Here is a 24,451-nt window from a genome sequence, read left to right on the forward strand (position 1 = left end):
ACTCAGTCCGACGCCCTCCCCTCCCTGGAGCCCTCATGCGAGCCGTCCGTCTCTCCGTCGTCACCGCAGCCGCGACCGCGGCCGCTCTGACCGCCGTCACGGGCTGCGCCGAGAAGAGCGACGCCAAGGCGGAGGACGGCGCGATCACCGTCGTCGCCAAGGACGACTCCTGCGAGGTGTCGAAGACCGAGTTCCCGGCCGGCCACGTGAAGCTGGCCGTCGAGAACCGCGGCTCGAAGGTGACCGAGGTCTACGTCCTCTACCCGGACGACCGGATCGTCACCGAGCGCGAGAACATCGGCCCCGGCACCAAGGCCACCATCACCGCCGAGATCAAGGCCGGCGACTACACGATCGCCTGCAAGCCGGGCATGGTCGGCGAGGGCATCCGCCAGGCCGTCAAGATCACCGGCGCGGGCGCCTCGACCGCCAAGCGCTCCCCGGAGATGGACGCCGCCGTCGCCTCGTACCGCCAGTACGTGCAGGCGCAGGCCGACGAGACGCTCCCCAAGGTGAAGGTCTTCACCGACGCCGTCCGCGCGGGGAACGTCGAGGCCGCCAAGAAGGCGTACGCCGAGTCCCGCATCGGCTGGGAGCGCACCGAGCCCGTCGCCGAGTCCTTCGGCGACATCGACCCGAAGGTCGACGTCCGCGAGGACGGCCTCGAGGAGGGCCAGGACCCGGCGAAGGACTGGACCGGCTGGCACCGCCTGGAGAAGGCGCTCTGGCAGGACAAGAAGATCACCGAGCGCGAGAAGCAGCTCGCCGACACCCTCGACAAGGACCTCGCGGACTGGGTGAAGCGCGTCGGCAAGGCCGAGATCACGCCGACCTCGATGGCCAACGGCGCCAAGGAGCTCCTCGACGAGGTCGCCTCCGGCAAGGTCACCGGCGAGGAGGAGCGGTACTCGCACACCGACCTCGTCGACTTCAAGGCGAACGTCGAGGGCGCGCAGAAGTCCTTCGAGCTGCTCAAGCCGGTCGCCGCGAAGAACGACCCGAAGCTCGTCGCCGACCTCGACAAGCAGTTCGCCGCGCTGAACACGCTGCTCGACAAGTACCGCGCCGACAAGACCGGTTACGAGTTCACCTCGTACGACAAGGTCGGCAAGGCCGAGCGCAAGGAGCTGTCGGACGGCGTCAACGCGCTGGCCGAGCCGCTCTCCAAGCTCGCCGCCGCGGTCGTCAAGTAAACCGTCCCGGTACCCGGAGGGTCTGCGCCATGAGCGAGTCCGTCGACACGAACACCGCGCCGGGAGACGCGGCACCGGAGGGTGCCGCCCCCTCGCGCCGCACGGTCATCGGCTGGGGCGGGGCCGGGCTCGCGCTCGGCGCCGTCGCGGCCGGCGGGGCCGCCGCCGTCATCACCCGTGACGGAGACGCCACCGCGCCCGTCGCCGACAGCGGCGGCGCCGTGCCCTTCCACGGCCCGCACCAGGCCGGCATCGCCACCGCCGTGCAGGACCGGCTCCACTTCGCCTCCTTCGACGTGACGACGAAGGACCGCGCGGAGCTGGTCCAGCTCCTCAAGGACTGGACGCGGGCCGCCGAGCGGATGACGGCCGGCGCCGAGGTCGGCGAGGGCGCGTACGGCGGTCTGCCGGAGGCGCCGCCGGACGACACCGGCGAGGCCCTCGGCCTCAAGCCCTCCCGTCTCACCCTCACCATCGGCTTCGGCCCCTCGCTCTTCGACGGGCGTTTCGGGCTGAAGGACAAGCGACCCGGGGCCTTGGTGGATCTGCCCAAGTTCCCGGGTGACAACCTGGATCCTGCACGCAGCGGCGGCGACCTCTGCGTGCAGGCCTGTGCCGACGACCCGCAGGTCGCCGTGCACGCCATCCGCAACCTCGCGCGGATCGGCTTCGGCAAGGTCGCGGTGCGCTGGTCGCAGCTCGGCTTCGGCAAGACGTCCTCGACGACCCCGGACGCCCAGACCCCGCGCAACCTCTTCGGCTTCAAGGACGGCACGCGGAACATCGCCGGCACCGAGACCGAGCGGCTCGCCCGGCACGTGTGGGTCTCCGGCAAGGACGCCGAGGGTCCGGCCGCGTGGATGGACGGCGGCTCGTACCTGGTCGCCCGCCGCATCCGGATGAACGTCGAGACCTGGGACCGCACCCCGCTCGCCGAGCAGGAGGACATCTTCGGCCGCGACAAGCGCGAGGGCGCGCCCGTCGGCAAGGCCAAGGAGCACGACGAGCCGTTCCTGAAGGCGATGAAGCCGGACTCGCACGTCCGGCTCGCCCACCCGGACAGCAACAACGGGGCGACGCTGCTGCGCCGCGGCTACTCCTTCACGGACGGCACGGACGGTCTCGGCCGCCTGGAGGCGGGCCTGTTCTTCCTGGCGTACCAGAAGGACGTCCGCACCGGCTTCATCCCGGTGCAGACGGCGCTGGGCCGGGCGGACGCCCTCAACGAGTACATCCAGCACGTGGGTTCGGCGCTGTTCGCGATCCCGCCGGGCGTCCGGGACAAGGACGACTGGTGGGGCCGGGCGCTGTTCTCGTGACGCACGCACGCACGTACGCATGCTCCTCTGCATACCCGTACGCACGTCCGCACTTCGTGGAGGGAAGCCGACGTGTTCGGTAACTATCTGATCGGCCTGCGCGAGGGTCTGGAAGCCAGCCTCGTCGTCTGCATCCTCATCGCGTACCTGGTGAAGACCGGGCGCAAGGACGCCCTGAAGCCGATCTGGGCGGGCATCGGCGTGGCCGTCGGCGTCTCGCTCGCGTTCGGCGCGGGCCTGGAGTTCGGCTCGCAGGAGCTGACCTTCGAGGCGCAGGAGCTGCTCGGCGGCTCGCTGTCGATCGTCGCCGTCGTCCTGGTGACCTGGATGGTCTTCTGGATGCGGCGCACGGCCCGGCACCTCAGGGCCGAGCTGCACGGCAAGCTCGACGCGGCCCTCCGGATGGGCACGGGCGCGCTGGTCGCGACGGCGTTCCTCGCCGTCGGCCGCGAGGGCCTGGAGACGGCGCTGTTCGTGTGGGCGTCGGTGCGGGCGGCCTCGGAGAACGGTGAGGGCGGCTCGTACGGGCCGCTGGCCGGCGTCCTCCTCGGCCTGCTCACGGCGGTCCTGCTCGGCTGGCTCTTCTACCGGGGCGCACTGAAGATCAACCTGGCGAAGTTCTTCACCTGGACCGGTGGCATGCTGGTCGTGGTGGCGGCCGGTGTCCTCGCGTACGGCGTCCACGACCTCCAGGAGGCGCGCTTCCTCGGCGGCCTCGCCGACAAGGCCTTCGACGTCTCGGCGACGATCCCGCCGGACAGCTGGTACGGCACGCTCCTCAAGGGCGTCTTCAACTTCCAGCCCGACCCGACGGTCCTTCAGGTCACGGTGTGGGCGCTGTATCTGATCCCGACGCTCGCGCTGTTCCTGGCCCCGATAGGGTCGGGTCCGTCCGTGCGGGAGAAGAAGCAGAAGGCGACCGATGACAAGGCTGGGGCTGCGGCGAGCGCCGAGACGAGCGCGTGAGACCGGTCGGCGTGCGGCAGGCGCGCGGCTGACGGCACGGTCCGTCAGGGCGCTCGGCGCGACGGCGGCGGTGACCGTCCTCGCGCTGACCGCGAGCGGCTGCGTCACCGTCCACGGCGAGCTCGCGCTCGTACCCGCGGCCGGGCGGGACGAGGCCGCGCAGGCGCTGGCCGACTTCACCGCCGCCTACAACGCGGCCGACAAGGCCTACGACCCGGCCCTCGACGCGGGCCGGGTCACCGGTCCGCTCGGCGAGATCAACCAGGCCGGGCTCCGCTCGGGCGCGGCCACCTCCCCCGGCGGCAACAAGAACCACCGCCCCCTCGCCCTGACGGACGCCCGGTTCGTCGTGCCCCGCACGACGGGCTGGCCGCGCTGGTTCGTCGCGGACGCGGACGCGAACACGGACGTCGACCAGGGCGACGGGGACCAGCGCTGGCTGCTCGTCTTCGTCCGCAACGGGCCGCACCAGCTGTGGGAGGCCGCCCACCTCGCGATCGTGCCCCCCTCCGTCATACCCGCCTTCGCCGAGGAGGAGGGGTACGCGGTGCCGGTCGCCGCGGACACCGACGCCCTCGCCGTCCCGCCCTCCCAGCTCGGTACGCGGTACGCGGCCTACCTCAAGGACGGGTCGCCCGGCCCGTACGCCGCCGGACCGCACACCTCCCAGTGGCGCGAGCGGCGCGCGAAGAACGCCAAGCGGCCCGCGCTCGCCACCCAGTACGTCGACCGCGCCGCCGACCAGGGCGACTTCGCGCCGCTCGGGCTGCGGACGCGGGACGGCGGCGCGTTCGTCTTCTTCGCCACCCGCTACTTCGAGCGGCAGACGGCGGCGCCCGGCTACCGGCCGAAGGTCGAGGAGGGCGTCAAGGCGCTCCTGAAGGGCACGGTGACGAACACCGTCACCAAGGAGTGGGTGTCGAACCAGGTGGCCCTGGTGAAGCCCGCGGGCACGGAGCGGAACGGCGTCGCGATCACCGGCCGGATCCAGGGGATCGTCGGCGCGCAGGGCTCGTGAGGCGGAGCCCGTGAGGCGGAGCCCGTGGCCCGCAGCCGGTAACCACCGGCCGGTTTAATTCGGTTGCCCGGTCCGGGTGCCGGCGGTGCACTGGGCCCATGCGCATACGACCCACCACAGAAGAGGACCGCGAGGTCTTCGTCGACACCCTCCACGCCGCGTTCGGCCGTTTTCCCGAGACCCCGGACGAGGAGGGCGGCGGGGTCTGGTGGGCGGCGCTGGAGCTGGACCGCTGTCTGCTCGCCGTGGCCGAGGACGCCGGGTCGAAGGACGGGTCGCGGGCCGTCGGCACCGCCGGTACGTACGCCTTCGAACTCACCCTGCCCGGCGGGGCGGTGGCCTCCGCCGCCGGGGTCTCCGCCGTCGGCGTGGTGCCCTCGCACCGGCGCCGGGGGGTGCTCACGGCGATGATGCGGCAGCAGCTGGAGGACCTGCGGGCGGACGGGGAGTTCCTCTCCGTGCTCCTCGCCTCGGAGGCTCCCATCTACGGGCGGTACGGCTACGGCCCCGCCACGTACACGGAGCGGCTGACGGTCCCGCGCCATGGGGCCGCCCTCGCGCTCCCCCGGGGCGGAGAGGCCCGGGACACCGGGTCGGTCGAGCTCCTGAGGCGCTCCGACTGCGGAGAGCTCCTGGAGGAGGTCTACGACCGGTACCGCCGGGCGACGCCCGGCGCGCTGTCCCGGCCGCCCCGCTGGTGGGCCCTGGGCGCGGGCCAGCCCCCGGTCTCGCGGGCGCCGCGCTACGTCGCCGTCCACCGGGACGCCGAGGGCACCGCCGACGGGTACGCGGTCTACACGATCGGCGACGACCAGACGCTGAAGGTGGAGGAGACCGTGACGACGGACGACGCCGTCTTCACGGCCCTGGCGCGGTTCGTCCTCGACCACGACCTGGTCGAGCGGGTGGTCTTCCGGCACGTCCCGCCGGGGCATCCGCTGCGCTGGCAGTTCGCCGACTTCCGGGCCGGGACGGTGAACGACGTGACCGACTGGCTCTGGGTGCGGATCCTCGACGTGCCGCGCGCGCTGACCGCGCGCCGGTATCCCGCGGACGGGGAGCTCGTCCTCGACGTCGTCGACCCGTTCCTCGGCGAACGCGGCCGTCATCTGCTGACCGTCAGGGACGGCGGGGCGGACTGCGTCCCGACGGACCGGGAGCCCGATCTCAGCCTGGACGTGCGGGACCTGGGATCGGTCTACCTGGGCGGTACGGCTCCGAGCACGCTGGTCCGCGCCGGGCACGTCACGGCGCACCGGCCGGGCGCGGCCGCGCTGGCCGACGCCGTCTTCGGCGCCGAGCGTCCGCCGCACTGCCTGCACTGGTTCTGACAGCGGCCGGCCCCCGAGGGGCTCAGCGGGTCAGGGACTCATCGCGCCAGCGGGTCAGCGGGTCAGCGGGTCAGCGGCCAGGCGATCTCGTGGGCCTGGTGGGCGCCGTCGCCCCCGGCCTCCAGCTCGGCCACGTGGCGGGCGCAGGCGTCCTGGAGGGTCTCCAGGAGGTTCAGGGGGTCCGGCAGGGGGTGCTCGGGGCCGCGGACCCAGGCGACGACCGGGTGGTCGTCCTCGTCACCGGGAAGCCGGGCCGGGGGGACGAGGACGTAGCTGCCGCGGCAGTGCCAGCGCAGGCCCGGGTGCTCGTCCATCGTCTCGGGATGGCAGTCCAGCTCGCACGGCCACCACTCGTCCTCGTCCTCGGGGGTGCCCCGGGTGGCGGTGAAGAAGAGCATGCGCCCGCCGAAGGTGTCGACGTCGGCGGACTCGGCGACGGGTCCGACCTCGACGCCCTCGGCGAGGAGGCGCTCCAGGGCGGCGCGGCCGGCGGCCAGCGGCACGTCGAGGACGTCGTGGACCATGCCGGTGGCGGTGATGAAGTTGGCCTGGGGCTCGTTGCGCGCCCAGCGCTCGATCTGCGCGCGGTCGGTGGTCGACTGCGTCTGCCAGGCGAAGGAGACGGGGTGCCGGGCGGGGGTGGGACAGCCGATCCGCTCGCAGGAACAGCTGTAGCCGACGGGGTACGCGGCGGGGGCCAGGGGCAGCCCGGCGGCGGCGACGGCCAGGAGCAGCTTCTCGCGGTCGTCCTGGTCACCGGCCGCGCCGCGTTTGGGGCGGCGGCGCAGCCACTGTGCGAGTTTGCTCTCCGTGCCGCGGTAGCGGCCGATGCCGTCGCCCATCTATCCCCTCACAGCTTTTGCTCGCCCGTTCGGCTCTGCCCATGGTCCCACCATCCTGCGCCTCGGGTGACCGGAGTGCGGAACCGGGGTGGGGAACCTGTGTGCGCGGTGTGTTCACGCCCTCGGGGCGAGGCCGCGCAGGACCTGGTCGACGAGGGCGTCGGCGTAGGCGTGGGTGAGCGGCCGGGTGCGGTGGACCCAGCGGTGGTGGAGGGGGCCGACGAGGAGCTCGGCGGCGAGCCGCGGATCGGCCTCCGGGTCGACGTCCCCGGCGGCCTGAGCTGCCTCGATGCGCCGCACGTAGTACTGGAGCTGGGGTTCGAGCAGGGCCTCGGTGAAGCGGGCGCCGAGCTCGGCGTCGACGGTCCCCTCGGCGGCGAGGGCGCGGGTCGGGGCGTCGTAGGTGGGATCGTTCAACTCGTCGACGGTGGCGCGGAGCACGTGCCGGAGGTCGGCGGCGAGGTCCCCGGTGTCGGGGATCTCACTCCCGGCCTCGCCGCCGAGGGCCTCGTCGGCCTGCCGGGCGAGGTCGAGGAAGGCGTCGAGGAGGACGGCGGCCTTGGAGGGCCACCAGCGGTAGATGGTCTGCTTGCCGACCCCGGCGCGGGCGGCGATGCCCTCGATGGTGGTCTTCGCGTAGCCGGTCTCGGAGACGAGGGCGAGGGCGGCGTCGAAGATGGCGCGGCGGGAGCGCTCGCTGCGGCGGGAGGCGTCGGGGGACTTGGCGTCGGGGGACTTGGCATCGGGCATGGTCCGAATCTAGCACCGAACGAGACGCGCCGTCTCGCTCACCTGTGCGCGGGTCGAACCACCCGAACGGTCCACAGCGCGGAGCCGCCCGGGAGCGGACCATGAGGTCCACCGATTCTCGGTTCTTCCGTCAGCTCGTTCGTCCGTGAGGAGCCCCCTTTGCGCCCCACTCCGCGCACTTCCTCGCCCCGCCGTTACCTGATGTGCCCACCCGCGCACTTCACGGTGACGTACTCCATCAACCCGTGGATGGACCCCACGAAACCGGTCGACCTGCCGCTCGCCCTCGCCCAGTGGGAGGACCTGCGCGACCGCTACCGCGCGCTCGGCCACACCGTGGAGCTCCTCACCCCCGACCCGGCGCTGCCGGACATGGTCTTCGCCGCGAACGGCGCGACGGTCGTCGACGGCCGTGTCCTCGGCGCGCGGTTCGCCCACCCGGAGCGGGCCGACGAGGCCGCCGCGCACCTGTCCTGGTTCCGCGGAAACGGCTGGCCGGACGATGCCGTGCGGGCCCCCGAGCACGTGAACGAGGGGGAGGGCGACTTCGCCGTCACCGCCTCCTGGATCCTCGCCGGGCACGGCTTCCGCTCCAGCCCCCTGTCGCACGGCGAGGCGCAGGAGTTCTTCGGCCGGCCGGTGATCACCCTGGAGCTGGTGGACCCGCGCTACTACCACCTGGACACGGCGCTCTGCGTCCTGGACGACGTCCGCGACGAGGTCATGTACTACCCCGGCGCCTTCTCGCCCGGCAGCCGGGCCGTCCTCGAACGGCTCTTCCCCGACGCGCTGACCGCTACGGAGGAGGACGCGGCGGCGCTCGGACTCAACGCGGTCAGCGACGGCCTGCACGTGCTGCTGCCGCAGGCGGCGGTCGGGCTCTTCGAGCCGCTCCGCCGCCGCGGCTTCGAACCGCTCGGGATGGACCTGAGCGAGCTCCTCAAGGGCGGCGGCAGCGTGAAGTGCTGCACCCAGGAGCTCCGGCCGTAGGTCTCAGCCCTCCTCGTGGGGCGGCCAGGAGTCGCCCCACTCGGCGTCACGGGCCTGCTTGTAGAGGGTCCCGTGGCGCTTGGTGACCGTCTCGCGGCCGAGCCCGTCGGGCCCGCAGACGTCGAACTGGACCAGGCCCTTGCGGATCTGCGGCCTGCGGGTGATCCGGGAGGCCGCCGGGGTCACCGGGAACCGGGTGGCGGCGACGTACGCGTACTTCTCGTCCTCGTACGGCAGCGAGCCGCCCTTCACCTGGCGGTGCAGCGACGAGCGGCTGACCCGCGCCGAGAAGTGACACCAGTCCGTGCCGGGCGCGATCGGGCAGGCGCCGCTGTGCGGGCAGGGCGCGGCGACGGTGAAGCCGGCGTCGACGAGGAGGGTGCGGGCGGCGATGATCCGCTCGTAGCCGTCGGGGGTGCCGGGCTCCACGATCACGACGGCCCGGGCGGCGCGGGCCGTCTCGGCGACGAGCGTCGCCCGGTCGGCCTCGGTGAGCTCCTTGAGGACGTACGAGACGGTCACGAGGTCCGTGTCGGGGAGCCGCAGCGCGGTGCCGATGCGCTCGCCCCGCCACTCGGCGTCGAAGGCGCCCTCGGCGAGTTCGCGGCCGAGGGCGAGGGCGGGCTCGGCCCAGTCGATGACGGTCGTCCGGGGCGGCGCCTCCTCCCAGGCCTCGGCGACGGCCCAGCTCGCCGCGCCCGTGCCGCCGCCGACGTCGGTGTGCGTGGCGGGCGCCCACTCGGGGGCCGCGTCGCGGAGTGCGCCGAGTGCGCCCCGTACCGCCTCGAAGGTCGCCGGCATGCGGTACGCGGCGTACGCGGCGACGTCGGAGCGGTCGCGCAGCACGGGGGCGTCCGTCGGTGTGGTCCCCCGGTAGTTGGCGATCAGCCGCTCGACGGCACGGGCCGCCTGGGTGGGCGGCAGCCCGTCGAGGAGACCGGCGAGGGCGGCGCGCAGCGAGTCGGCGGAGGGAGCGGAGGCGTTCACCGAAACAGTCTAGGGGTGTCTCGTCGGCGAGCCCGGCCTGACCGACGAGACACCCCCTGGGCGGCCCCTCGGGCTACGCGGGCCCGCTGAGCGCCTGGCCCGTGTGGACCGCGCGCCAGGCGTCGAAGGAGAGGTTCCACTGCTCGCCGGTGAGTTCGGTCAGGGAGGCCGGGAAGAGGCCGTCCTCCTCCTTGGCGATGTGGTCGTGGAGTTCGTCGACGGCCTTCCGGAACGCGGCCCGCTGCTCGGCCGAGTCGAGGTCGAGGCGGGCGAGGAAGGCGGCGAGTTCGCGGTGTTCGACGGCGAGCGCGTCGACGTACGCCCGGTACTCCTCGTTCTCCCGCATGACGGCGAAGAGGCCGTCCTCCTCGCCCTTCCAGTGGGCGAGGAGGAGGACGGCCATCCTGTCGACGAGGGCCCGCGCGCCCTCCCGGTCGTCGGCGTCGAGGGCGCGGACGGCGTCCCCGGCGAGGTCGGTCACCGCCTCGTGCTCGGCGATGAACTCCTTGATCAGCGGGATCTCGCGGCAGCCGCAGTAGTGGCACATGCGGCCGATCGTCACACCGGGTCAGGCGGAAGGCGCGGTGGCGCGCCAGGGGCGGCACAGGCCGAGGAAGGCGACGACGGCGAGGACCGCGCTCGCGAGCTGCACGAGGGCCATGGGGACGGCGGTGTGCTCGCCCGCGATGCCGACGAGCGGGGAAGCGACGGCGCCGATGAGGAAGGAGGAGGTGCCGAGGAGCGCGGAGGCCGAGCCGGCGGCGTGCGGGGTGCGCATGAGGGCCTGGGCGTTGGAGTTGGGGAGGGTGAGGCCCATCGCGGTCATGAGGACGAAGAGTCCGGCGGCGACGGGCACGAGGCCGACGTCGCCGAAGGCGCCGGTGGTCATGAGGAGCAGGGCGACGGCGGCGAGGAGGGTGGCGGCGAGGCCCCAGGCGATGACCTTGTCGAGGCTGACGCGGCCGACGAGGAGCTTGCCGTTGACCTGGCCGGCGGCGATGAGGCCGACCGAGTTGAGGCCGAAGAGCAGGCTGAAGGTCTGCGGCGAGGCGCCGTAGATCTCCTGGACGACGAACGGCGAGGCGGCGATGTAGGCGAAGAGGGCGGCGAAGGAGAGGCCGCCGGTGAGGACGTAGCCGGTGAAGGTCCGGTCGGCGAGGAGGCCGCGCATCGTGCGCAGGGCGTCGCCGAGCCCGCCCTCGTGGCGGCGCTGGGGCGGCAGGGTCTCGCCGAGGAAGCGCCAGACGACGAGGGTGAGGAGGACGCCGACGACGGTGAGGACGTGGAAGACGCCCCGCCAGTCGGTGATCCGCAGGATCTGCCCGCCGACGAGGGGCGCGACGATCGGCGCGACGCCGGAGATCAGCATGAGGGTGGAGAAGAAGCGGGCCATCTCGACGCCGTCGTAGAGGTCGCGGACGACGGCGCGGGCGATGACGATGCCGGCGGCGCCGGCGAGGCCCTGGAGCAGCCGGAAGCCGATGAGGAGGTCGGCGGTGGGCGCGAGGGCGCAGACGGCGGTGGCGAGGACGTACACGACCATGCCGATGAGCAGGGGGCGCCTGCGGCCCCACTTGTCGCTCATGGGGCCGACGACGAGCTGGCCGAGGGCCATGCCGGCGAGGCAGGCGGTGAGGGTGAGCTGGACGGTGGCGGCGGGCGCGTGGAGCGCGCCGGTGACCTCCGGCAGGGCCGGGAGGTACATGTCCATGGAGAGCGGGGGCAGGGCCGTGAGGCCGCCGAGGACGAGCGTGACCAGGAGTCCGGTGCGCCGGGTGGCGGAGTCGCCCGAGGCGGCTCCGACCTCCGAAACATTTTCGGTTATGTGCCCTTGTGTTGAGCCCTCTGTTGCTTCCTGGCCGATCTTCGGCATCAACCGCTCCATTTCGTTGAATCTTTCCCTATGCTCTCAGCTCGACAGGAGTGGTCGAGACCTCCGAGGAACGTGGGAACGGGTGGGGACATGAGTCAGAAGGTGCGCTGGGGAATCCTCGCGACCGGCGGTGTGGCCGAGCGGATGGCGACGGACCTGGCGGCGCTCGAAGGCGCCGAGATCGTCGCGGTGGCCTCCCGCACCGAGGCCTCCGCGAAGGCCTTCGCGGAGAGGTTCGGGATACCGCGGGCGTACGGGGACTGGGCCGGGCTCGTCGCCGACGCCGAGGTCGACGTGGTGTACGTGGCGACCCCGCACCACGCCCACCGCGAGGCCGCCGGCCTCGCCCTGGAGGCGGGGAAGGCGGTGCTCTGCGAGAAGGCGCTGACCCTCAACTCCGGAGAGGCCGAGGAGCTCGTCGCCCTCGCCCGGGACCGCGGCCGCTTCCTCATGGAGGCCATGTGGATGTACTGCAACCCGCTGGTCCTGCGGCTCGCGGAGCTCGTGCGCGGCGGGGCGATCGGCGAGGTCCGCACGGTCCAGGCGGACTTCGGCCTCCCGGGCCCCTTCGCCGCCGACCACCGGCTGCGCGACCCCGCCGTGGGCGGCGGCGCGCTCCTCGACCTGGGCGTGTACCCGGTGTCCTTCGCCCACCTGCTGCTCGGCGAACCCGACTCCGTACAGGCGCACGCGCTGCTCTCGCCGGAGGGCGTCGACCTGAACACGGGCATGCTGCTCGGCTGGGAGTCGGGCGCCTCGGCGCTGCTGTCCTGCTCGCTCGTCGCCGACACCCCGCTGACGGCCTCCGTGACGGGCACGGAGGGCCGGATCGAGGTCCCGCGCGGCTTCTTCTTCCCCGAGAGGTTCACCCTGCACCGGCCCGGCCGGGAGCCGGAGGAGTTCACGGCGACGGACGACCCGCTCACCTTCCGGCACGAGGCGGCCGAGGTCATGCGCGCCCTCCGGGCGGGCGAGACCGAGTCGCCGCTCGTCCCGCTCGACGGCTCCCTCGCGGTGATGCGGACCCTCGACGCGGTACGGGAGCGGATCGGCGTCCGCTACCCCTCCGAGCAGGCTGTTCACGTCTCGGACAGGTGATTTCCCCCTGCACGCGTCTCGCGTACGCTCCCCGCCCATGAGCATCGCAGTGGTGACGGGAGCAGGGTCGGGGATCGGCCGGAGCGTGGCGCTGGCGCTCGCGGCGGCGGGCTGGTCGGTGACGCTCGCGGGACGCCGGGCGGCGGCCCTTGAGGAGACGGCCGCCCTCGCGCCGGACGGCGACTTCCTGTGCGTGCCCACCGACGTCACGTCGGCGACGGAGGTCGCGGCCCTCTTCTCGGCGGTCCGCGACCGCCACGGCCGGGTCGACCTCCTCTTCAACAACGCGGGGACGTTCGCCGGCGGTGGCGTCCCCGTCGAGGACCTGGACCCGGAGACCTGGCGCGCGGTCGTCGACGTCAACCTGACGGGCGCCTTCCTCTGCGCGCAGGCGGCCTTCCGGACGATGAAGGAGCAGGACCCGCAGGGCGGACGGATCATCAACAACGGCTCGATCTCCGCGCACGTGCCGCGTCCGCACTCGATCGCGTACACGGCGACGAAGCACGCGATGACGGGCCTCACGAAGTCCCTGTCGCTCGACGGCCGCCCGTACCGGATCGCCTGCGGCCAGCTCGACATCGGCAACGCGGCCACGGAGATGACGGCCCGCATGCAGACCGGCATCCTCCAGGCCGACGGTCAGCTGGCGGCCGAGCCGGTGATGGACGCGGCTGACGTGGCGGCCACGGTGGTCCACATGGCGGCGCTGCCGCTGGAGGCGAACGTGCAGTTCGCGACGGTGATGGCGACGGCCATGCCGTACATCGGCCGGGGGTAGCGTCCCGCCCGGCGCGCGTGTTCAGTGGCCGGGCTCGTCGCTGTACGGGCAAGATCGGCGCATATGTCCGCGTTCGTGCGATACGTACGGGAGGCTCGATGTCCGACGTCGTCAAGGTCGTGAAGCTGTACGCGAAGGGGGCACCGGTCGGTGTCCTCGACGGCCGCCTCGTCGGCCTCCTCGCCCACCCGGAACAGGCCGCCGAGTGGGCCGTGAGCCCGGAGGGCGACGGGTTCCGCTTCACCGTGAAGGGCACGGAGGACACGATCGTCGCGGAGGGCGCCGAACGCGCCCCCGCCGCCGTCCGCCCCGACGCGTCGCCGGCCTCCCTCTGGCGCCTCCAGCGCGCGGAGCCCGACGGCGGCGTCCGGACGGTCACCGGCCTCGACGACCTCGACGCCGGGCTCTACGTCATCGACCAGAACGGCCTCCCCCTCGGCCGCGACCTCTTCGAGGACCGCTCCTCGCTCCCGAAGCCCGTCGTGCTCCGCACGGACGAGCGCGAGCCGCAGTGGCGGGTGGAGATCCTCGCCTGAGGCGGGACGGCGGCGCGGGGACCCTGAGGGGTTGTCACGCAGGGGCCCCCTGAGGGGCTTGCCCGGCGCTCCGGCCCGGGACTAGGTCTGGCTTCCCGTCCCGTACGCACAGGAGGCCACCGCCCATGCCCGCATCGACGCCCTTCCCGCTGCCGCCGCACCCGGCGGAGTCCACCGCCGCCCCCGTCCGCCCCGTGCGGATCCTGAACGGCAACCCGACCCCGGAGGAGGTCGCGGCGGTCACCGCCGCGCTCCTGGCCAGCCTCCAGCGAGAACCCCCGCGGCGCACGCCCCCGCAACCCGCCCGCACGACCGCCCGCTGGAGCCGCCCGCCCGCCGCCAGGGCGGCGGGCTCGTGGCGCGCGGTGCCCCACCACGACTGACGCCGGGCACGCGAAGAGGGCCCCTGGTCAGGGGCCCTTCTCACAGACTGAAGGCAGACGAGTCGGGCTGTACGCCGGGTTCTGTCCCCCGGGACCTCGCGGTCGTCGGGGTGACGGCCATCCATCTACGACCGGCGTTGCCACCGGCCTCCTGCGGTCTACCCGCGGACTCGGGCGAGCAGCCCTCGAACATCCGCGCAGGGACACCGAGGTGTCCCCTCTTGACCTTGCTCCGAGTGGGGTTTACCTAGCCGCCTGAGTCACCTCAGGCGCTGGTGGTCTCTTACACCACCGTTTCACCCTTACCGAGGGCCGAAGCTCCCGGCGGTCTGTTTTCTGTGGCACTGTCCCGCGGGTCACCCCGGGTGGCCGTTAGCCACCACCCTGCTCTGTGGAGCCCGGACGTTCCTCGGGGAGATCCGGGGATCTCCACGCGGCCGCCCGCCCGGCTCGTCTGCCGTACGGCCATGCTACCCGCCGATTCACGATGCGTGATTCAGAGGAGGTCGGCCGCCTCCAGGTCGAAGGCGAAGGGGGCGGGGAGGGGAAGGGACCTGCCGAAGGGGGCGAGGTCCCGCCGGCGGTACTCGCCGTCCTCCGGCTCCCCGAAGAGCGTCACGGTCGACGTGTCCCGGTCCACGAGCAGGTGGAGCGGGATGCCGCCGCGGGCGTAGCAGCGGCACTTGCCCACAGGATCGGGACGCGGCGCCGGAACCCTCGCTTGACCTTGTCGCAACGTCAGGGTTTCTACTGGCCGCATGCGTATCGGCGAGATCGCCGCACTCGTCGGGGTCACCCCCCGGGCCGTGCGGCACTACCACCAGGCGGGGCTGCTGCCCGAGCCGCCTCGGCTGGCCAACGGGTACCGGGAGTACGGGGTCAGGGACGCCGTGCTGCTCGCGCGGATCCGGCGGCTCGCCGAGCTCGGGCTCGGGCTCGACGAGGTGCGCGGGGTGCTCGCGGACGACGCGGGGCGGGGGCTCGTGGAGGTCCTTGAGGAGCTGGACGAGGACCTGCGGCGGCAGGAGGCCGTCATCCGGGAGCGGCGCGCGCGGCTCGCCCCGCTGCTCGTCGAGGCCCGTGCCGGGCTGCTGCCCGCCGACGGGCCCGTGTCGCCCGAGCTCGCCGCGCTGCTGGCGGGGCTCGGCGAGCTGCCCGAGTCGCCGATGGCCGCGAAGGACCGGGAGATCCTCTCCCTCCTCGACACCGTCGTCCCGGAGGCCGAGCGCGTCGAGCTGATGCGGCTGATGCGGGACGTCTCGGGGAGCGCGACGGAGCTGTACGCGCTCCTCGACGCCCTCGCCGACACCTCGCCCGACGACCCCCGGGTGGACGAGGCCGCCCGGGCCCTCGCCGCCGTCCTTCCCGATGCCCTGGCGGTCGAGCTTCCCCCGGAGGGCTCCGGCGGGCTCGCCGACGCCTTCTTCGCCGACCTGGCCCCCGCCCAGTCCGCCGCCGTGCGGCGCGCCCTCGCCCTCGTGGCGGAGAGGAGATCGCCTTGACCTCCCGTGGACCGCTCCTCAGGGGGCTCCGCGCCGTCGCGTACACCGCCCTGCCCGCCGAGGTCGTGCTCTTCGTCTGCCTGCTCGCCGGCGTGCGGGTGCCCCACTCCGTGCTGCTCGCCGGGGAGGTGCTCGTCCTCGCGCTCCTGCTCGTCGAGGCCGTCGTCTTCCTCCGGCTCCGGCGGCGCGGGCTCTCCGCCCGCCGGGCCCTCGGCGAGCTCGTGCCCGAGAACGTGCTCCGGCTCGTCGGGCACGAGCTGCGGCTCATGACGAGCCTCGGCCGGTGGGTCGCCCGGCGGCCGCACGGCGTCGAGGGCGCCGACCGGGTCTTCCCGCACGCCCGCGACCAGGCCGCCCTGATGTACGGCTTCGCCTTCGTGTGCCTCGTCGAGACGGTCGGCATGTCGTACCTGCTCGGTTCCTGGCCGGCCGTCCACGCCGTCGTCCTCGTCCTCGACGTCTACACCGTGCTCTTCGTCCTCGGCCTCCACGCGGCCTCCGTGACCCGCCCGCACACCCTCACCGGCGGCGTCCTGCGCCTGCGGCAGGCGGCGCACGTCGACGTCCGCGTCCCGCTGGGCCTGGTCTCCGCCGTCCGGCACGAGTCGCTCTTCACCCACGAGAAGGCCGAGGGCGAGCTGAACCTCGCCGTCGGGTCGCAGACGACGGTCACGATCGAGCTGGCCGAGCCCGTCGACGCGCCCCGGCTGCTCGGCGCGCCCCGGCAGGTCTCCCTGATCCGGGTGCACGCCGACGACCCGCGGACGCTCGTACGCACCCTGAGGGACGCGCTCACGCCGGAGCGAACAGCACCTTCGCCGACCCAGGGTCCGCCTCCGCGAGCCTGACCCGCACCCACTCCCCCAGCGGCAGTCGGGCCGCGCCGCCCGCGATCCGGGCGACGACCGCCGGGTCGTCGAGGTGGACCGTACCGACGGCCGGTTCGCGCTCCTTCACGTCGATCACGTACGCGTCGAAGACCTCGCCGACCCTGTCCCGCAGCAGCGCCGCCTCCACGATGTCGACGCTCTCGCGCTCGACGGTGTTGGCGCGGCGCGATCCCGCCGCCATCTCGTCGGGGAGGGTGGGCAGCGCGGCCCGTACCCACTCGGGGGGTTCGTTGCCCGCGACGGCCGCGACGCAGAGCTCGCCCGCGTACCGGTCGACGAGCCGCCGCAGCGGCGCGGTGCAGTGCGTGTACTCGTCGGCGACGGCCGCGTGGACGGCCGGGCTCGGCACGTGCCCGTCGGTGAAGACGGTGTACCCGGCGCCGCGCAGGAGCGTCGTGCACTCCTGGAGGAAGGCCGCGTGGCGCGGGTTCGCCGGGTCGAGGGAGCGGACGACGTCGGCGTACGAGACGTGGTGCGGCCAGTCGACGCCGAGCGCCCGCGCGCAGCGGCGCAGCCGGGAGACCGCCCCGTCGGGGGCGGTGGGGAGGGTGCGGAGGATGCCGGTGCCGGCGGCCGTCATGAGGTCGGCCGCCGCCATGCCGGTGAGGAGCGAGATCTGCGCGTTCCAGCCCTCGGCGGGCAGCGGTGCCCGGTAGGCGAGGGAGTAGGTGTGGTCCCGCTCGACGATCTCCTGCTCGGGGACGTTGAGCGAGATCCCGCCGCGCTCGGCTTCGAGGGCCTCGCGGAGGCGGCCGATCTCGCGGAGCAGCGCGAGCGGCTCCTCGGCCGTGCCGTCGTCGATCCGCCGCTGCACGCCCGCGTAGTCGAGCTTGGCGCGGCTGCGGACGAGGGCGCGGCGCAGGTCGGTGGCGACCCGCCGGCCCTCGGCGTCGAGGTCGATCCGCCAGAGGAGCGCGGGGCGGGGCTCGCCGGGAAGGAGGCTCGCGGCGCCCTCGGAGAGGACGGCGGGGTGGAGGGGCACCTTGCCGTCGGGGAAGTAGAGGGTGAGGACCCGCCGGTGGGCCTCGGCGTCGAGCGCGGAGCCGGGCGCGACGAAGGCGGCGACGTCGGCGATGGCGTAGTGCACGCGGTAGCCGCCGTCGGCCCTGCGGGCCAGGTGCATGGCCTGGTCGAGGTCGGTGGAGGTCGGCGGGTCGATGGTGACGAAGGGGAGGTCGGTCGCGTCGTACGCGGGGAGGCGGGGGCTCTTCGCGGCGGCCTCGGCCTCGGCGAGGACGGCGGGCGGGAAGGCGTCGGGGATCGCGAGCTCGGTACGGAGTGCGCGCAGGGCGGCCCTCAGCGGAGCCTCGGCTGCGCCGGTCACGTGGATGTGGCGGCGGGGCATGGACCCGAGCGTAGGGGGACGGGCGGGGCTCGGCACGTCGTACGGGTTCGGGGCCGGCTCCTCCCCCTTTGTACGCTGGACTGCCGGGGCCGCACCCCCACCCCCGTACCGTACGAAGGAGAACCACCGTGCTCGTGCTGTTGCCGCCCTCCGAAGGCAAGGCCTCCTCGGGGCGCGGGGCGCCGCTCAAGCCGGAGTCGCTGTCCCTGCCGGGGCTCGCGGACGCGCGCGCGGCGGTCCTGGACGAGCTGGTCGAGCTGTGCGCGGCCGACGAGGAGAAGGCGCGGGAGGTCCTCGGCCTGAGCGAGGGGCTGCGGGGCGAGGTCGCGAAGAACGTCGAGCTGCGGACGGCCGGGGCGCGCCCGGCGGGCGAGATCTACACGGGTGTCCTGTACGACGCGCTGGGTCTGGAGACCCTGGACGCGGCGGCGCGGAAGCGGGCCGGGGACTCCCTGCTCGTCTTCTCGGGCCTGTGGGGCGCGGTGAAGGTGACCGACCGGATCCCGTCGTACCGCTGCTCGATGGGGGTCAAGCTGCCGGGGCTCGGCGCGCTGGGCGCGCACTGGCGGGGCGCGATGGTCTCCGTGCTGCCGGAGGCGGCCGGTGACGGGCTCGTGCTCGACCTGCGCTCGTCGGCGTACGCCTCGGCGTGGAAGCCGAAGGGCGAGGTGGCGGCGCGGACGGCGACCGTGCGGGTGCTGCACGCGCCGACCCGGAAGGTCGTCAGCCACTTCAACAAGGCGACGAAGGGCCGGATCGTCCGGAGCCTCCTGGAGGCCGGTGCGGCGCCGGGGTCGCCGGAGGAGCTGGTCGTGGCGCTGCGGGACCTCGGGTACGTGGTGGAGGAGACCGGCAAGGCGGGGGCGCTCGACGTGCTGGTGGACGAGATCCACTGACCTGACGGGCCGCCCGTTGCAGAGTGTGCAACGAGCGTTGCGGGGTGCGCGCGACGTCGGCAGGATGACGCCATGACGAGCAGCCTGGCGCCGCCCCCGACGAGTGTGTTCGACCTGGCCTCGGCCTCCGTCGTCCCCGTCGTGCCCGTCGTGGTCCTCGACGACCCCGCCGACGCCGTCCCCCTCGCCCGCGCCCTCGCCGCCGGCGGCCTGCCGCTCGTCGAGGTCACCCTCCGCACCCCCGTCGCGCTCGACGCGGTCCGGGCGATCGCCGCCGAGGTGCCGGGCGCGGTCGTCGGGGCGGGGACGGTCGTCTCGGCGACCGGGGTCGCGGACGCGGTCCGGGCCGGGGCCCGGTTCCTGGTGAGCCCTGGGTGGACCGACGGCCTGCTCCGCGCGATGCGGGACTCGGGCGTGCCGTTCCTGCCGGGCGTCTCGACGGCCACGGAGGTCGTCGCCCTCCTCGAACGCGGGGTGCGGGACATGAAGTTCTTCCCGGCGGAGGCGGCGGGCGGCGTCCCGTACCTGAAATCCCTCGCGGGACCGCTCCCGTCGGCGCGCTTCTGCCCGACCGGCGGCATCTCCCTCGCCTCGGCCCCCGCCTACCTGTCCCTGCCGAACGTCGGCTGCGTCGGCGGTACGTGGATGGTGCCGCCCGACGCCCTCGCGGCCCGCGACTGGGCACGGGTGGAGGCGCTGGCGCGGGGGGCGGCGGCGCTCGCCGTGTCGTAGGCGGGTCGCTCAGGGGGCGACGGAGAGGCTCGTGTTCATCAGGATCGCGAGGAGGCCGAGGAGCAGCGGGAAGAGGGACACGAGGCCGAGGACGGTGCTGCGGGCGAGGAAGCCGGCCGTCGGCGGGACGCCCGCGCGGCGCGGGTCGGCGGAGTCGTACAGGACCTCCGTCGTCTTGGCGGTGCGGACATCCCAGCCGGCCGAGACGGCCGAGGTCACGCCCTCGAAGCGGCGGCCGTCGGCGGTCGTGTAGCTGAGGTGCGGGAAGACCCAGGTGTGGCCGCCGCTGGTCCAGATCCGGAGGTAGCCGTCGACCTGGCCGACGACGCCGATGCCGCGGGTACGGAGGATACGGCTGTTCCGGAACCGGCGGGCGACCCGCCACAGGCCCACCGCGCCGAGGGCCAAGAGCGCGCCGCCGACGGTCAGGGACGCGACGGCCTGCCCGGCGGGGCGGGGGCCGGTCGCGCCGACGGCCCAGAGGGCGCCGACGTAGAGGCAGACGAGGAAGCCGATCAGGACGGCCCGGGAGCTCTTGTCACCCGTGGGCAGCGTGGCGAGGGGCGGGCGTTCGACGGTCACGAGGGCGTGGCCGTCCTCGGCGGGTTCGACACCGGCGAGGGAGGCGCGGACGTGGTCGGCGAAGGCGGTGGCGGCGTGCCGGTTGGGACCCGCCAGGACGACGGAGCCGCCGAGCCCGTGCCGGGCCCCGCCGGAGTCGGGGCCGGAGATCGCGATCCGCACCTCGGCGCGGTCCGCCGCGCCCCCGACGTACGCGATAGCCCGGAGCGGGATCGTCCAGGTCGTGCCGTCACGGACGACGCTCAGGCGCGCCCCGTTGAATCTCGCACTGATTCCCCTGCCCGACAGCGAGCTCTCCACGCCCCCACCTTCCCCTTGGATCCGGCGGCGATCATACGTTCGGTGGCGAGGGCTCGAACTCCACGCCCAGGTGGTCGGTCACCGGGCGGTAGCCGAGCCGCTGGTACAGGGCGTTGCTGATGGGGTTGGCGAGGTCCGTGAAGAGGAGGACGTGGGCGACGCCGGCGTCCAGGGCGGCGCGGCTCACCGCCTCGGTGGCCCCCGCCGCGTACCCCCGGCCGCGTTCGGCGGCCGGGGTGTAGACGAGGTGGACGCGCGCCTGGCCCTCGATCGTCCGGGAGACGGCGGCCATCGAGACGGGGCGGCCGTCGGCCGCCTCCCAGAGCCAGAGGCGGCCGTCGGAGATCCGGTCGGTGACGAAGCCCGTGTAGTCCTCGGCGGGCTCCTCTCCGATGGCCAGCGCGAACTCCCGGGTCCAGCCGGTGAGGAGCGGCAGGTCCGCGGCGACCGCCCGGCGGGCGCGGCCGGCCGGGGGCGGGTCGGGCTCCGTGAGCTCGCCGAGGCGGAAGAGCCGCATGCGGACCGTGGGGCGCCAGGGGCGGCCGGTGGCCTCCGCGTACGCCTCGACGGCCGCGGTCTCCCCCCGTACGGCGGTGGGCTCCTCCCCCTCCGGCAGGACGAGCGCGCGGGCGGCCTCCACGGTCACGGCGCCGAAGGCGGGGACGCGCGGCGGGGACACCGCGAGCACCCCCGTGACCCGGCCGTCGGCCTCGGTCCACCAGCCGAGCCGCCCGGCGGCGCCCATGAGGGTCAGGACGGCGGTGTTGCGGGTCGCCTCGGCGGCGAGCAGGCCGGCGGCGGCGGTCCGGAAGGCGTCGGCGTCCTCGGTGAAGGTCCAGGTCATGGAGTCGATGGTGGTACGCGGCCGGGCCGGGGTCCAGCCGTTTGCGGACGGTTCGTCAGCGCAGGTGGGAGGTGTCGTTGAGGAGCCGCACCGAGGCGTTGCCGTCGGCGTAGTAGGCCACGGCCGAGATCGAGGCGGCCGACAGCTCCATGCGGAACAGGGCCTCCGGCGGGGCGCCGAGGGCGAGCCGGACCAGGGTCTTGATCGGGGTGACGTGGGTGACGAGAAGGACCGTCCGGCCGGCGTACGCGGCGGTCAGCCGGTCCCGCGCGGCGGAGACGCGCCGGGTGACGGCGGCGAAGCTCTCGCCGCCGCCGGTCGGCGCGGCCTTCGGGGAGGCGAGCCAGTCGTCGAGGTCCGCCGGGTACCGCTCGCGGACCTCACCGAAGGTGAGCCCCTCCCAGGCACCGAAGTCCGTCTCGCGCAGCCCGCGCTCGATCCGCACGTCGAGCCCGAGCCGGGCGGCGACGGCGGCGGCGGTCTGGCGGCACCGGGTGAGCGGCGAGCTCACGATCTCCTGGATGGTCCCCCGCGCGGCCAACGCCTCGGCCACGGCCTCGGCCTGCCGCAGCCCGGCCGCCGACAGCTCCGGATCGGACCCCCCGCTCCCGGAGAACCGCTTCTCGGGCGTGAGCGCGGTCTCCCCGTGCCGCAACAGCACGAAGGTGGCGGGCGCCCCCATGTCGGGTCCGGTCCACCCCTGGCGGGGGGCGGAGGAGACGGCACCGGCCGTCGAGGCGGAGCCGGCCGTCGCGGCGGAGTTGGCCGTCGAGGCCGAACCAGCCGCCGAGGCGGAGTCGGGAGCCGTGGCCGGGTCGGACTCCGTGGCCGGGCCGGACTCTGTGGCCGGGCCCGGCACCGCGGCGGAGCCGGGAGCCGTGGCCAGGCCGGACGCCGTGGTCGTCCCGGACGCCGTGGTCGTCCCGGGCGCCGTGGTCGGGGCGGTTGCAGCGGTCGTGCCGCTCTTCGTGTGGGCCCGTGCAGCGTGGCCGGTCGCGGCCGCGGCGGCCGCCTCGGCTTCGAAGTCGCCGGAGGCGACCGGTGCGGTTCCCGACGTCACGGCCTCCGCCGCGAACAGGCCGTCGCCCGGCTGCGGGGCCGGGGTCGGCGTGGGCCAGGCACCCGTGCCCAGGCCCGTGCCGGCGGGGGTCGTCGGCGCTCCGGACGGCGTGCCCGTCAGGGCCGCGCGGGCTCGGGCCGCGCCCGCCGCCGCGTCGCCGGGCGGACCCGACGGGGGCGGGGCGGCCGCGTTGCGGGCCGCCGAGGCGTCGAGGGCGGCCGTCGAGCCGGACGGCTCCCACTGGCGGCCGCGCTTGCCCGCGTCCATCGCCTCGTTGGCGAGCCGGTCCGCGTGCTTGTTCAGCTCGCGGGGGATCCACTCGTACCGGACCCGGCCCGACGGGAAGATCCGGCCCGCCTCCGCCGCCAGCGGCTTCATGTCCGGGTGCTTGATCTTCCAGCGCCCGGACATCTGCTCCACCACGAGCTTGGAGTCCATGCGGACGTGGACCGTGGCGTCGGGGAAGAGCGCCATGGCCGCCTTGAGGCCGGCGACCAGGCCCTTGTACTCGGCGACGTTGTTCGTCGCCACGCCGATGTACTCGGCCGCCTCCGCGAGCGTCTCGCCCGTCACCGGGTCAAGGACCACGGCGCCGTAACCGGCGGGCCCCGGGTTGCCCCGGGAGCCGCCGTCCGCCTCGACGATCAGCTCGCGTGAAGAGGTCATTACAGGCCGGACTCCGAGGTGCGGACCAGGATGCGGCTGCAGTTCTCGCAGCGGACGACCTTGTCGGGCGCGGCGGCGCGGATCTCGTTCACCTCGGTGACGTCGAGCTCCAGGCGGCAGCCCTCGCAGCGGCGCTGGTGCAGCCGGGCCGCGCCGATGCCGCCCTGCTTCTCGCGCAGGCGGTCGTACAGCTTCAGGAGGTCGTCCGGGACGGCACCGGCGACGACCTCGCGCTCCTTCGTGACGGCGCCCGCCTCGGTGTCCAGCTCGGCCGTCGCGGCGTCGCGGCGCGCGGTGGCGTCGTCCACCTTGGCCTGCACGGCCTCGACCCGGCCGGACAGCTCGGTCACGCGCTCCTGCGCGGACTCGCGGCGCTCCATGACCTCGAGGACGACCTCCTCCAGGTCGCCCTGGCGCTTGGCGAGGGAGACGATCTCGCGCTGGAGGTTCTCCAGGTCCTTCGGGGAGGAGACGGCGCCGGAGTCGAGCCGCTGCTGGTCGCGCGCGGCGCGCTGGCGGACCTGGTCGACGTCCTGCTCGGCCTTGGTCTGCTCGCGGCCGCAGTCGCTCTCCTCCGTCTGCGCGGCGACGAGCAGGTCGCGCAGCTGGGTGAGGTCCTTGGTCAGCGACTCGATCTCGGCGTGCTCGGGCAGCGACTTGCGCTTGTGGGCGAGCTGCTGGAGTCGTACGTCCAGGGCCTGGACGTCGAGGAGGCGGATCTGGTCGGCGGGCGCGGCGTTCAGTTGGGGGCTCCAGGGGAGGTGTGGTGGGAGGACCAGGGGTCGGTGACCGTCTTCGAGACGTGGACGCGGAGGCCCCAGCCGTGGCGGTCGGAAATCTCGTCGAGCTGCGCGGCGGCCTGCTCGCACCAGGGCCATTCGGTGGCCCAGTGGGCGGCGTCGACCAGGCCGAGCGGCGACTGCTGGGTCTGCTCGGAGGCCGGGTGGTGGCGCAGGTCGGCGGTGAGGAAGGCGTCCACTCCGGCGGCCCGTACGGCTCCGAAGAGGCTGTCGCCGGAGCCGCCGCTGACGGCGACGCGGCGGACGGTCATGCCGGGGTCGCCCGCGACACGGATGCCCTGCGCGGTGGACGGCAGTCGCTTCGCGGCGCGGGCGGCGAACTCGGCGAGGGTCTCGGGGCGGTCGAGCTCGCAGATCCGGCCGAGGTTGTTCTCGGGCACGAGGGGGCCGACGACCCGGAGGTCGAGCGCGCCGGCGAGGGCGTCGGAGACGCCGGGGTCGGCGGTGTCGGCGTTGGTGTGCGCGACGTGGAGCGCGATGTCGTTCTTGATGAGTCCGTGCACGACGCGGCCCTTGAAGTGGCCGGCCGAGACCGTCGTCGTACCGCGCAGGTAGAGCGGGTGGTGGGTGACGAGGAGGTCGGCGCCGAGGGCGACGGCCTCGTCGGCGATCTCCTGGACGGGGTCGACCGCGAAGAGGACGCGGCCGATCTCGGCGTCGGGATCGCCGCAGACGGTGCCGACGGCGTCCCACGACTCGGCGCGCTCTGGCGGCCAGAGGGCGTCGAGCTCGGCGATGACTTCAGACAGACGGGGCACGGGAGAAAG

General features: G+C 74.1%; 25 protein-coding genes, 1 other RNA gene and 1 pseudogene. 14 read left to right on the forward strand and 13 right to left on the reverse strand.

Going from position 1 to position 24,451, the window contains the following annotated elements:
• Nucleotides 1–35 precede the first annotated feature (35 nt).
• From efeO to AB0G79_RS08935, 5 genes are all read left to right on the forward strand, one after another.
• Nucleotides 36–1,193, forward strand: a complete 1,158-nt coding sequence (efeO, locus tag AB0G79_RS08915; RefSeq protein WP_360802458.1) for an iron uptake system protein EfeO — start codon at nucleotides 36–38, stop codon at nucleotides 1,191–1,193.
• 29 nt (nucleotides 1,194–1,222) lie between these two features.
• Nucleotides 1,223–2,512 (forward strand): iron uptake transporter deferrochelatase/peroxidase subunit, encoded by a 1,290-nt coding sequence (gene efeB / locus AB0G79_RS08920; protein ID WP_360802461.1) that lies wholly within the window; start codon nucleotides 1,223–1,225, stop codon nucleotides 2,510–2,512.
• Nucleotides 2,513–2,584: 72 nt separating this feature from the next.
• Nucleotides 2,585–3,478, forward strand: a complete 894-nt coding sequence (gene efeU, locus AB0G79_RS08925) for an iron uptake transporter permease EfeU (protein WP_360802464.1) — start codon at nucleotides 2,585–2,587, stop codon at nucleotides 3,476–3,478.
• Complete coding sequence (locus AB0G79_RS08930; RefSeq protein ID WP_360802467.1) at nucleotides 3,435–4,496, forward strand: hypothetical protein; 1,062 nt, start codon at nucleotides 3,435–3,437, stop codon at nucleotides 4,494–4,496. The genes efeU and AB0G79_RS08930 overlap by 44 nt, the downstream gene beginning before the upstream one ends.
• Before the next feature lie 98 nt (nucleotides 4,497–4,594).
• Entirely contained in the window at nucleotides 4,595–5,827 is a 1,233-nt protein-coding gene (locus tag AB0G79_RS08935) for a GNAT family N-acetyltransferase (protein ID WP_360802470.1), read from the forward strand.
• A gap of 62 nt (nucleotides 5,828–5,889) precedes the next feature.
• Here the strand turns inward: AB0G79_RS08935 and AB0G79_RS08940 are convergent, their stop codons facing one another.
• Nucleotides 5,890–6,669: a bifunctional DNA primase/polymerase gene (locus AB0G79_RS08940; RefSeq protein ID WP_360802473.1), complete on the reverse strand. Its 780-nt coding sequence runs from the start codon at nucleotides 6,667–6,669 to the stop codon at nucleotides 5,890–5,892.
• A gap of 114 nt (nucleotides 6,670–6,783) precedes the next feature.
• Nucleotides 6,784–7,419, reverse strand: a complete 636-nt coding sequence (locus AB0G79_RS08945) for a TetR/AcrR family transcriptional regulator (protein WP_360802476.1) — start codon at nucleotides 7,417–7,419, stop codon at nucleotides 6,784–6,786.
• Between the two features lie 159 nt (nucleotides 7,420–7,578).
• On the opposite strand from AB0G79_RS08945, the gene ddaH reads away from it, so the two are divergent.
• Complete coding sequence (gene ddaH, locus AB0G79_RS08950) at nucleotides 7,579–8,409, forward strand: dimethylargininase (protein ID WP_360802479.1); 831 nt, start codon at nucleotides 7,579–7,581, stop codon at nucleotides 8,407–8,409.
• A 3-nt stretch (nucleotides 8,410–8,412) separates the two neighbouring features.
• Here the strand turns inward: ddaH and AB0G79_RS08955 are convergent, their stop codons facing one another.
• The 3 genes from AB0G79_RS08955 to AB0G79_RS08965 form a co-directional block, all read right to left on the reverse strand.
• Nucleotides 8,413–9,396, reverse strand: a complete 984-nt coding sequence (locus tag AB0G79_RS08955; protein ID WP_360802482.1) for a small ribosomal subunit Rsm22 family protein — start codon at nucleotides 9,394–9,396, stop codon at nucleotides 8,413–8,415.
• 73 nt (nucleotides 9,397–9,469) lie between these two features.
• Nucleotides 9,470–9,943, reverse strand: a complete 474-nt coding sequence (locus tag AB0G79_RS08960) for a hemerythrin domain-containing protein (protein ID WP_360802485.1) — start codon at nucleotides 9,941–9,943, stop codon at nucleotides 9,470–9,472.
• 21 nt (nucleotides 9,944–9,964) lie between these two features.
• The gene (locus tag AB0G79_RS08965; RefSeq protein WP_360802487.1) at nucleotides 9,965–11,269 is read right to left on the reverse strand and encodes a Bcr/CflA family multidrug efflux MFS transporter; all 1,305 of its coding nucleotides are present in this window, start codon (nucleotides 11,267–11,269) and stop codon (nucleotides 9,965–9,967) included.
• Nucleotides 11,270–11,359: 90 nt separating this feature from the next.
• Between AB0G79_RS08965 and AB0G79_RS08970 the strand changes: the two genes are divergently transcribed.
• The 4 genes from AB0G79_RS08970 (at nucleotide 11,360) to AB0G79_RS08985 (ending at nucleotide 14,067) form a co-directional block, all read left to right on the forward strand.
• The gene (locus AB0G79_RS08970) at nucleotides 11,360–12,367 is read left to right on the forward strand and encodes a Gfo/Idh/MocA family oxidoreductase (RefSeq protein ID WP_360802490.1); all 1,008 of its coding nucleotides are present in this window, start codon (nucleotides 11,360–11,362) and stop codon (nucleotides 12,365–12,367) included.
• Nucleotides 12,368–12,404: 37 nt separating this feature from the next.
• A complete protein-coding gene (locus AB0G79_RS08975; RefSeq protein WP_360802493.1) occupies nucleotides 12,405–13,148 on the forward strand; it encodes an SDR family oxidoreductase in 744 nt (247 codons plus the stop codon).
• A gap of 98 nt (nucleotides 13,149–13,246) precedes the next feature.
• On the forward strand, nucleotides 13,247–13,684 hold the full coding sequence (locus tag AB0G79_RS08980) for a hypothetical protein (RefSeq protein ID WP_360802496.1): 438 nt from the start codon (nucleotides 13,247–13,249) through the stop codon (nucleotides 13,682–13,684).
• Nucleotides 13,685–13,809: 125 nt separating this feature from the next.
• Nucleotides 13,810–14,067, forward strand: a complete 258-nt coding sequence (locus AB0G79_RS08985) for an acyl-CoA carboxylase epsilon subunit (protein WP_360802499.1) — start codon at nucleotides 13,810–13,812, stop codon at nucleotides 14,065–14,067.
• 54 nt (nucleotides 14,068–14,121) lie between these two features.
• Here AB0G79_RS08985 and rnpB read toward each other — a convergent pair.
• Together rnpB and AB0G79_RS08995 are read right to left on the reverse strand one after the other, a co-directional pair.
• An RNA gene (gene rnpB / locus AB0G79_RS08990) (RNase P RNA component class A) lies at nucleotides 14,122–14,520 on the reverse strand.
• Between the two features lie 43 nt (nucleotides 14,521–14,563).
• Nucleotides 14,564–14,752: pseudogene (locus tag AB0G79_RS08995) on the reverse strand (Uma2 family endonuclease); the annotation flags it as partial.
• A 73-nt stretch (nucleotides 14,753–14,825) separates the two neighbouring features.
• Here AB0G79_RS08995 and AB0G79_RS09000 point away from each other — a divergent pair.
• Both AB0G79_RS09000 and AB0G79_RS09005 read left to right on the forward strand, forming a co-directional pair.
• A complete protein-coding gene (locus tag AB0G79_RS09000) occupies nucleotides 14,826–15,569 on the forward strand; it encodes a MerR family transcriptional regulator (RefSeq protein ID WP_360802503.1) in 744 nt (247 codons plus the stop codon).
• On the forward strand, nucleotides 15,566–16,417 hold the full coding sequence (locus tag AB0G79_RS09005) for a hypothetical protein (RefSeq protein ID WP_360802506.1): 852 nt from the start codon (nucleotides 15,566–15,568) through the stop codon (nucleotides 16,415–16,417). Before AB0G79_RS09000 ends, AB0G79_RS09005 begins: the two co-directional genes overlap by 4 nt.
• Here AB0G79_RS09005 and AB0G79_RS09010 read toward each other — a convergent pair.
• Nucleotides 16,362–17,804, reverse strand: coding sequence for an RNB domain-containing ribonuclease (locus AB0G79_RS09010; protein ID WP_360802509.1), 1,443 nt, complete (start codon nucleotides 17,802–17,804; stop codon nucleotides 16,362–16,364). The two genes, AB0G79_RS09005 and AB0G79_RS09010, sit on opposite strands and share 56 nt — an antisense overlap.
• 128 nt (nucleotides 17,805–17,932) lie before the next feature.
• Here AB0G79_RS09010 and yaaA point away from each other — a divergent pair, with 128 nt between their 5' ends.
• Entirely contained in the window at nucleotides 17,933–18,700 is a 768-nt protein-coding gene (gene yaaA, locus AB0G79_RS09015; RefSeq protein ID WP_360802512.1) for a peroxide stress protein YaaA, read from the forward strand.
• A gap of 72 nt (nucleotides 18,701–18,772) precedes the next feature.
• Nucleotides 18,773–19,432: a bifunctional 4-hydroxy-2-oxoglutarate aldolase/2-dehydro-3-deoxy-phosphogluconate aldolase gene (gene eda / locus AB0G79_RS09020; protein ID WP_360802515.1), complete on the forward strand. Its 660-nt coding sequence runs from the start codon at nucleotides 18,773–18,775 to the stop codon at nucleotides 19,430–19,432.
• A 9-nt stretch (nucleotides 19,433–19,441) separates the two neighbouring features.
• Here eda and AB0G79_RS09025 read toward each other — a convergent pair whose 3' ends face one another.
• From AB0G79_RS09025 to AB0G79_RS09045, 5 genes are read right to left on the reverse strand one after another with little or no spacing between them, the layout of a single operon-like run.
• Complete coding sequence (locus AB0G79_RS09025) at nucleotides 19,442–20,314, reverse strand: DUF3592 domain-containing protein (RefSeq protein WP_360802518.1); 873 nt, start codon at nucleotides 20,312–20,314, stop codon at nucleotides 19,442–19,444.
• 31 nt (nucleotides 20,315–20,345) lie between these two features.
• Entirely contained in the window at nucleotides 20,346–21,158 is an 813-nt protein-coding gene (locus AB0G79_RS09030) for a GNAT family N-acetyltransferase (protein WP_360802521.1), read from the reverse strand.
• A 55-nt stretch (nucleotides 21,159–21,213) separates the two neighbouring features.
• Nucleotides 21,214–22,884 carry a bifunctional RNase H/acid phosphatase gene (locus AB0G79_RS09035; RefSeq protein ID WP_360802524.1) on the reverse strand — a complete coding sequence of 557 codons (1,671 nt, stop codon included), beginning with the start codon at nucleotides 22,882–22,884 and terminating at the stop codon, nucleotides 21,214–21,216.
• Nucleotides 22,884–23,627, reverse strand: coding sequence for a C4-type zinc ribbon domain-containing protein (locus tag AB0G79_RS09040; RefSeq protein ID WP_360803071.1), 744 nt, complete (start codon nucleotides 23,625–23,627; stop codon nucleotides 22,884–22,886). The genes AB0G79_RS09035 and AB0G79_RS09040 overlap by 1 nt, the downstream gene beginning before the upstream one ends.
• Nucleotides 23,624–24,442, reverse strand: coding sequence for a Nif3-like dinuclear metal center hexameric protein (locus AB0G79_RS09045; protein WP_360802527.1), 819 nt, complete (start codon nucleotides 24,440–24,442; stop codon nucleotides 23,624–23,626). Before AB0G79_RS09045 ends, AB0G79_RS09040 begins: the two co-directional genes overlap by 4 nt.
• Nucleotides 24,443–24,451 lie beyond the last annotated feature (9 nt).

The organism is Streptomyces sp. NPDC020807, assembly GCF_040641575.1.
Lineage (GTDB): Bacteria > Actinomycetota > Actinomycetes > Streptomycetales > Streptomycetaceae > Streptomyces.

Bases quoted from the DNA above. Each gene is read 5' to 3' on its own strand.
- AB0G79_RS08970 (WP_360802490.1), top strand. From the start codon at position 11,360: ATGAGTCAGAAGGTGCGCTGGGGAATCCTCGCGACCGGCGGTGTGGCC.
- AB0G79_RS09000 (WP_360802503.1), top strand. From the start codon at position 14,826: ATGCGTATCGGCGAGATCGCCGCACTCGTCGGGGTCACCCCCCGGGCC.
- AB0G79_RS08975 (WP_360802493.1), top strand. From the start codon at position 12,405: ATGAGCATCGCAGTGGTGACGGGAGCAGGGTCGGGGATCGGCCGGAGC.
- AB0G79_RS09035 (WP_360802524.1), bottom strand. From the start codon at position 22,884: ATGACCTCTTCACGCGAGCTGATCGTCGAGGCGGACGGCGGCTCCCGG.
- AB0G79_RS09030 (WP_360802521.1), bottom strand. From the start codon at position 21,158: ATGACCTGGACCTTCACCGAGGACGCCGACGCCTTCCGGACCGCCGCC.
- AB0G79_RS09010 (WP_360802509.1), bottom strand. From the start codon at position 17,804: ATGCCCCGCCGCCACATCCACGTGACCGGCGCAGCCGAGGCTCCGCTG.
- AB0G79_RS08985 (WP_360802499.1), top strand. From the start codon at position 13,810: ATGCCCGCATCGACGCCCTTCCCGCTGCCGCCGCACCCGGCGGAGTCC.
- AB0G79_RS08980 (WP_360802496.1), top strand. From the start codon at position 13,247: ATGTCCGACGTCGTCAAGGTCGTGAAGCTGTACGCGAAGGGGGCACCG.
- eda (WP_360802515.1), top strand. From the start codon at position 18,773: ATGACGAGCAGCCTGGCGCCGCCCCCGACGAGTGTGTTCGACCTGGCC.
- efeO (WP_360802458.1), top strand. From the start codon at position 36: ATGCGAGCCGTCCGTCTCTCCGTCGTCACCGCAGCCGCGACCGCGGCC.
- AB0G79_RS08965 (WP_360802487.1), bottom strand. From the start codon at position 11,269: ATGCCGAAGATCGGCCAGGAAGCAACAGAGGGCTCAACACAAGGGCAC.
- AB0G79_RS08935 (WP_360802470.1), top strand. From the start codon at position 4,595: ATGCGCATACGACCCACCACAGAAGAGGACCGCGAGGTCTTCGTCGAC.
- AB0G79_RS08940 (WP_360802473.1), bottom strand. From the start codon at position 6,669: ATGGGCGACGGCATCGGCCGCTACCGCGGCACGGAGAGCAAACTCGCA.
- efeB (WP_360802461.1), top strand. From the start codon at position 1,223: ATGAGCGAGTCCGTCGACACGAACACCGCGCCGGGAGACGCGGCACCG.
- AB0G79_RS08930 (WP_360802467.1), top strand. From the start codon at position 3,435: ATGACAAGGCTGGGGCTGCGGCGAGCGCCGAGACGAGCGCGTGAGACC.
- AB0G79_RS08945 (WP_360802476.1), bottom strand. From the start codon at position 7,419: ATGCCCGATGCCAAGTCCCCCGACGCCAAGTCCCCCGACGCCTCCCGC.
- AB0G79_RS08960 (WP_360802485.1), bottom strand. From the start codon at position 9,943: ATGTGCCACTACTGCGGCTGCCGCGAGATCCCGCTGATCAAGGAGTTC.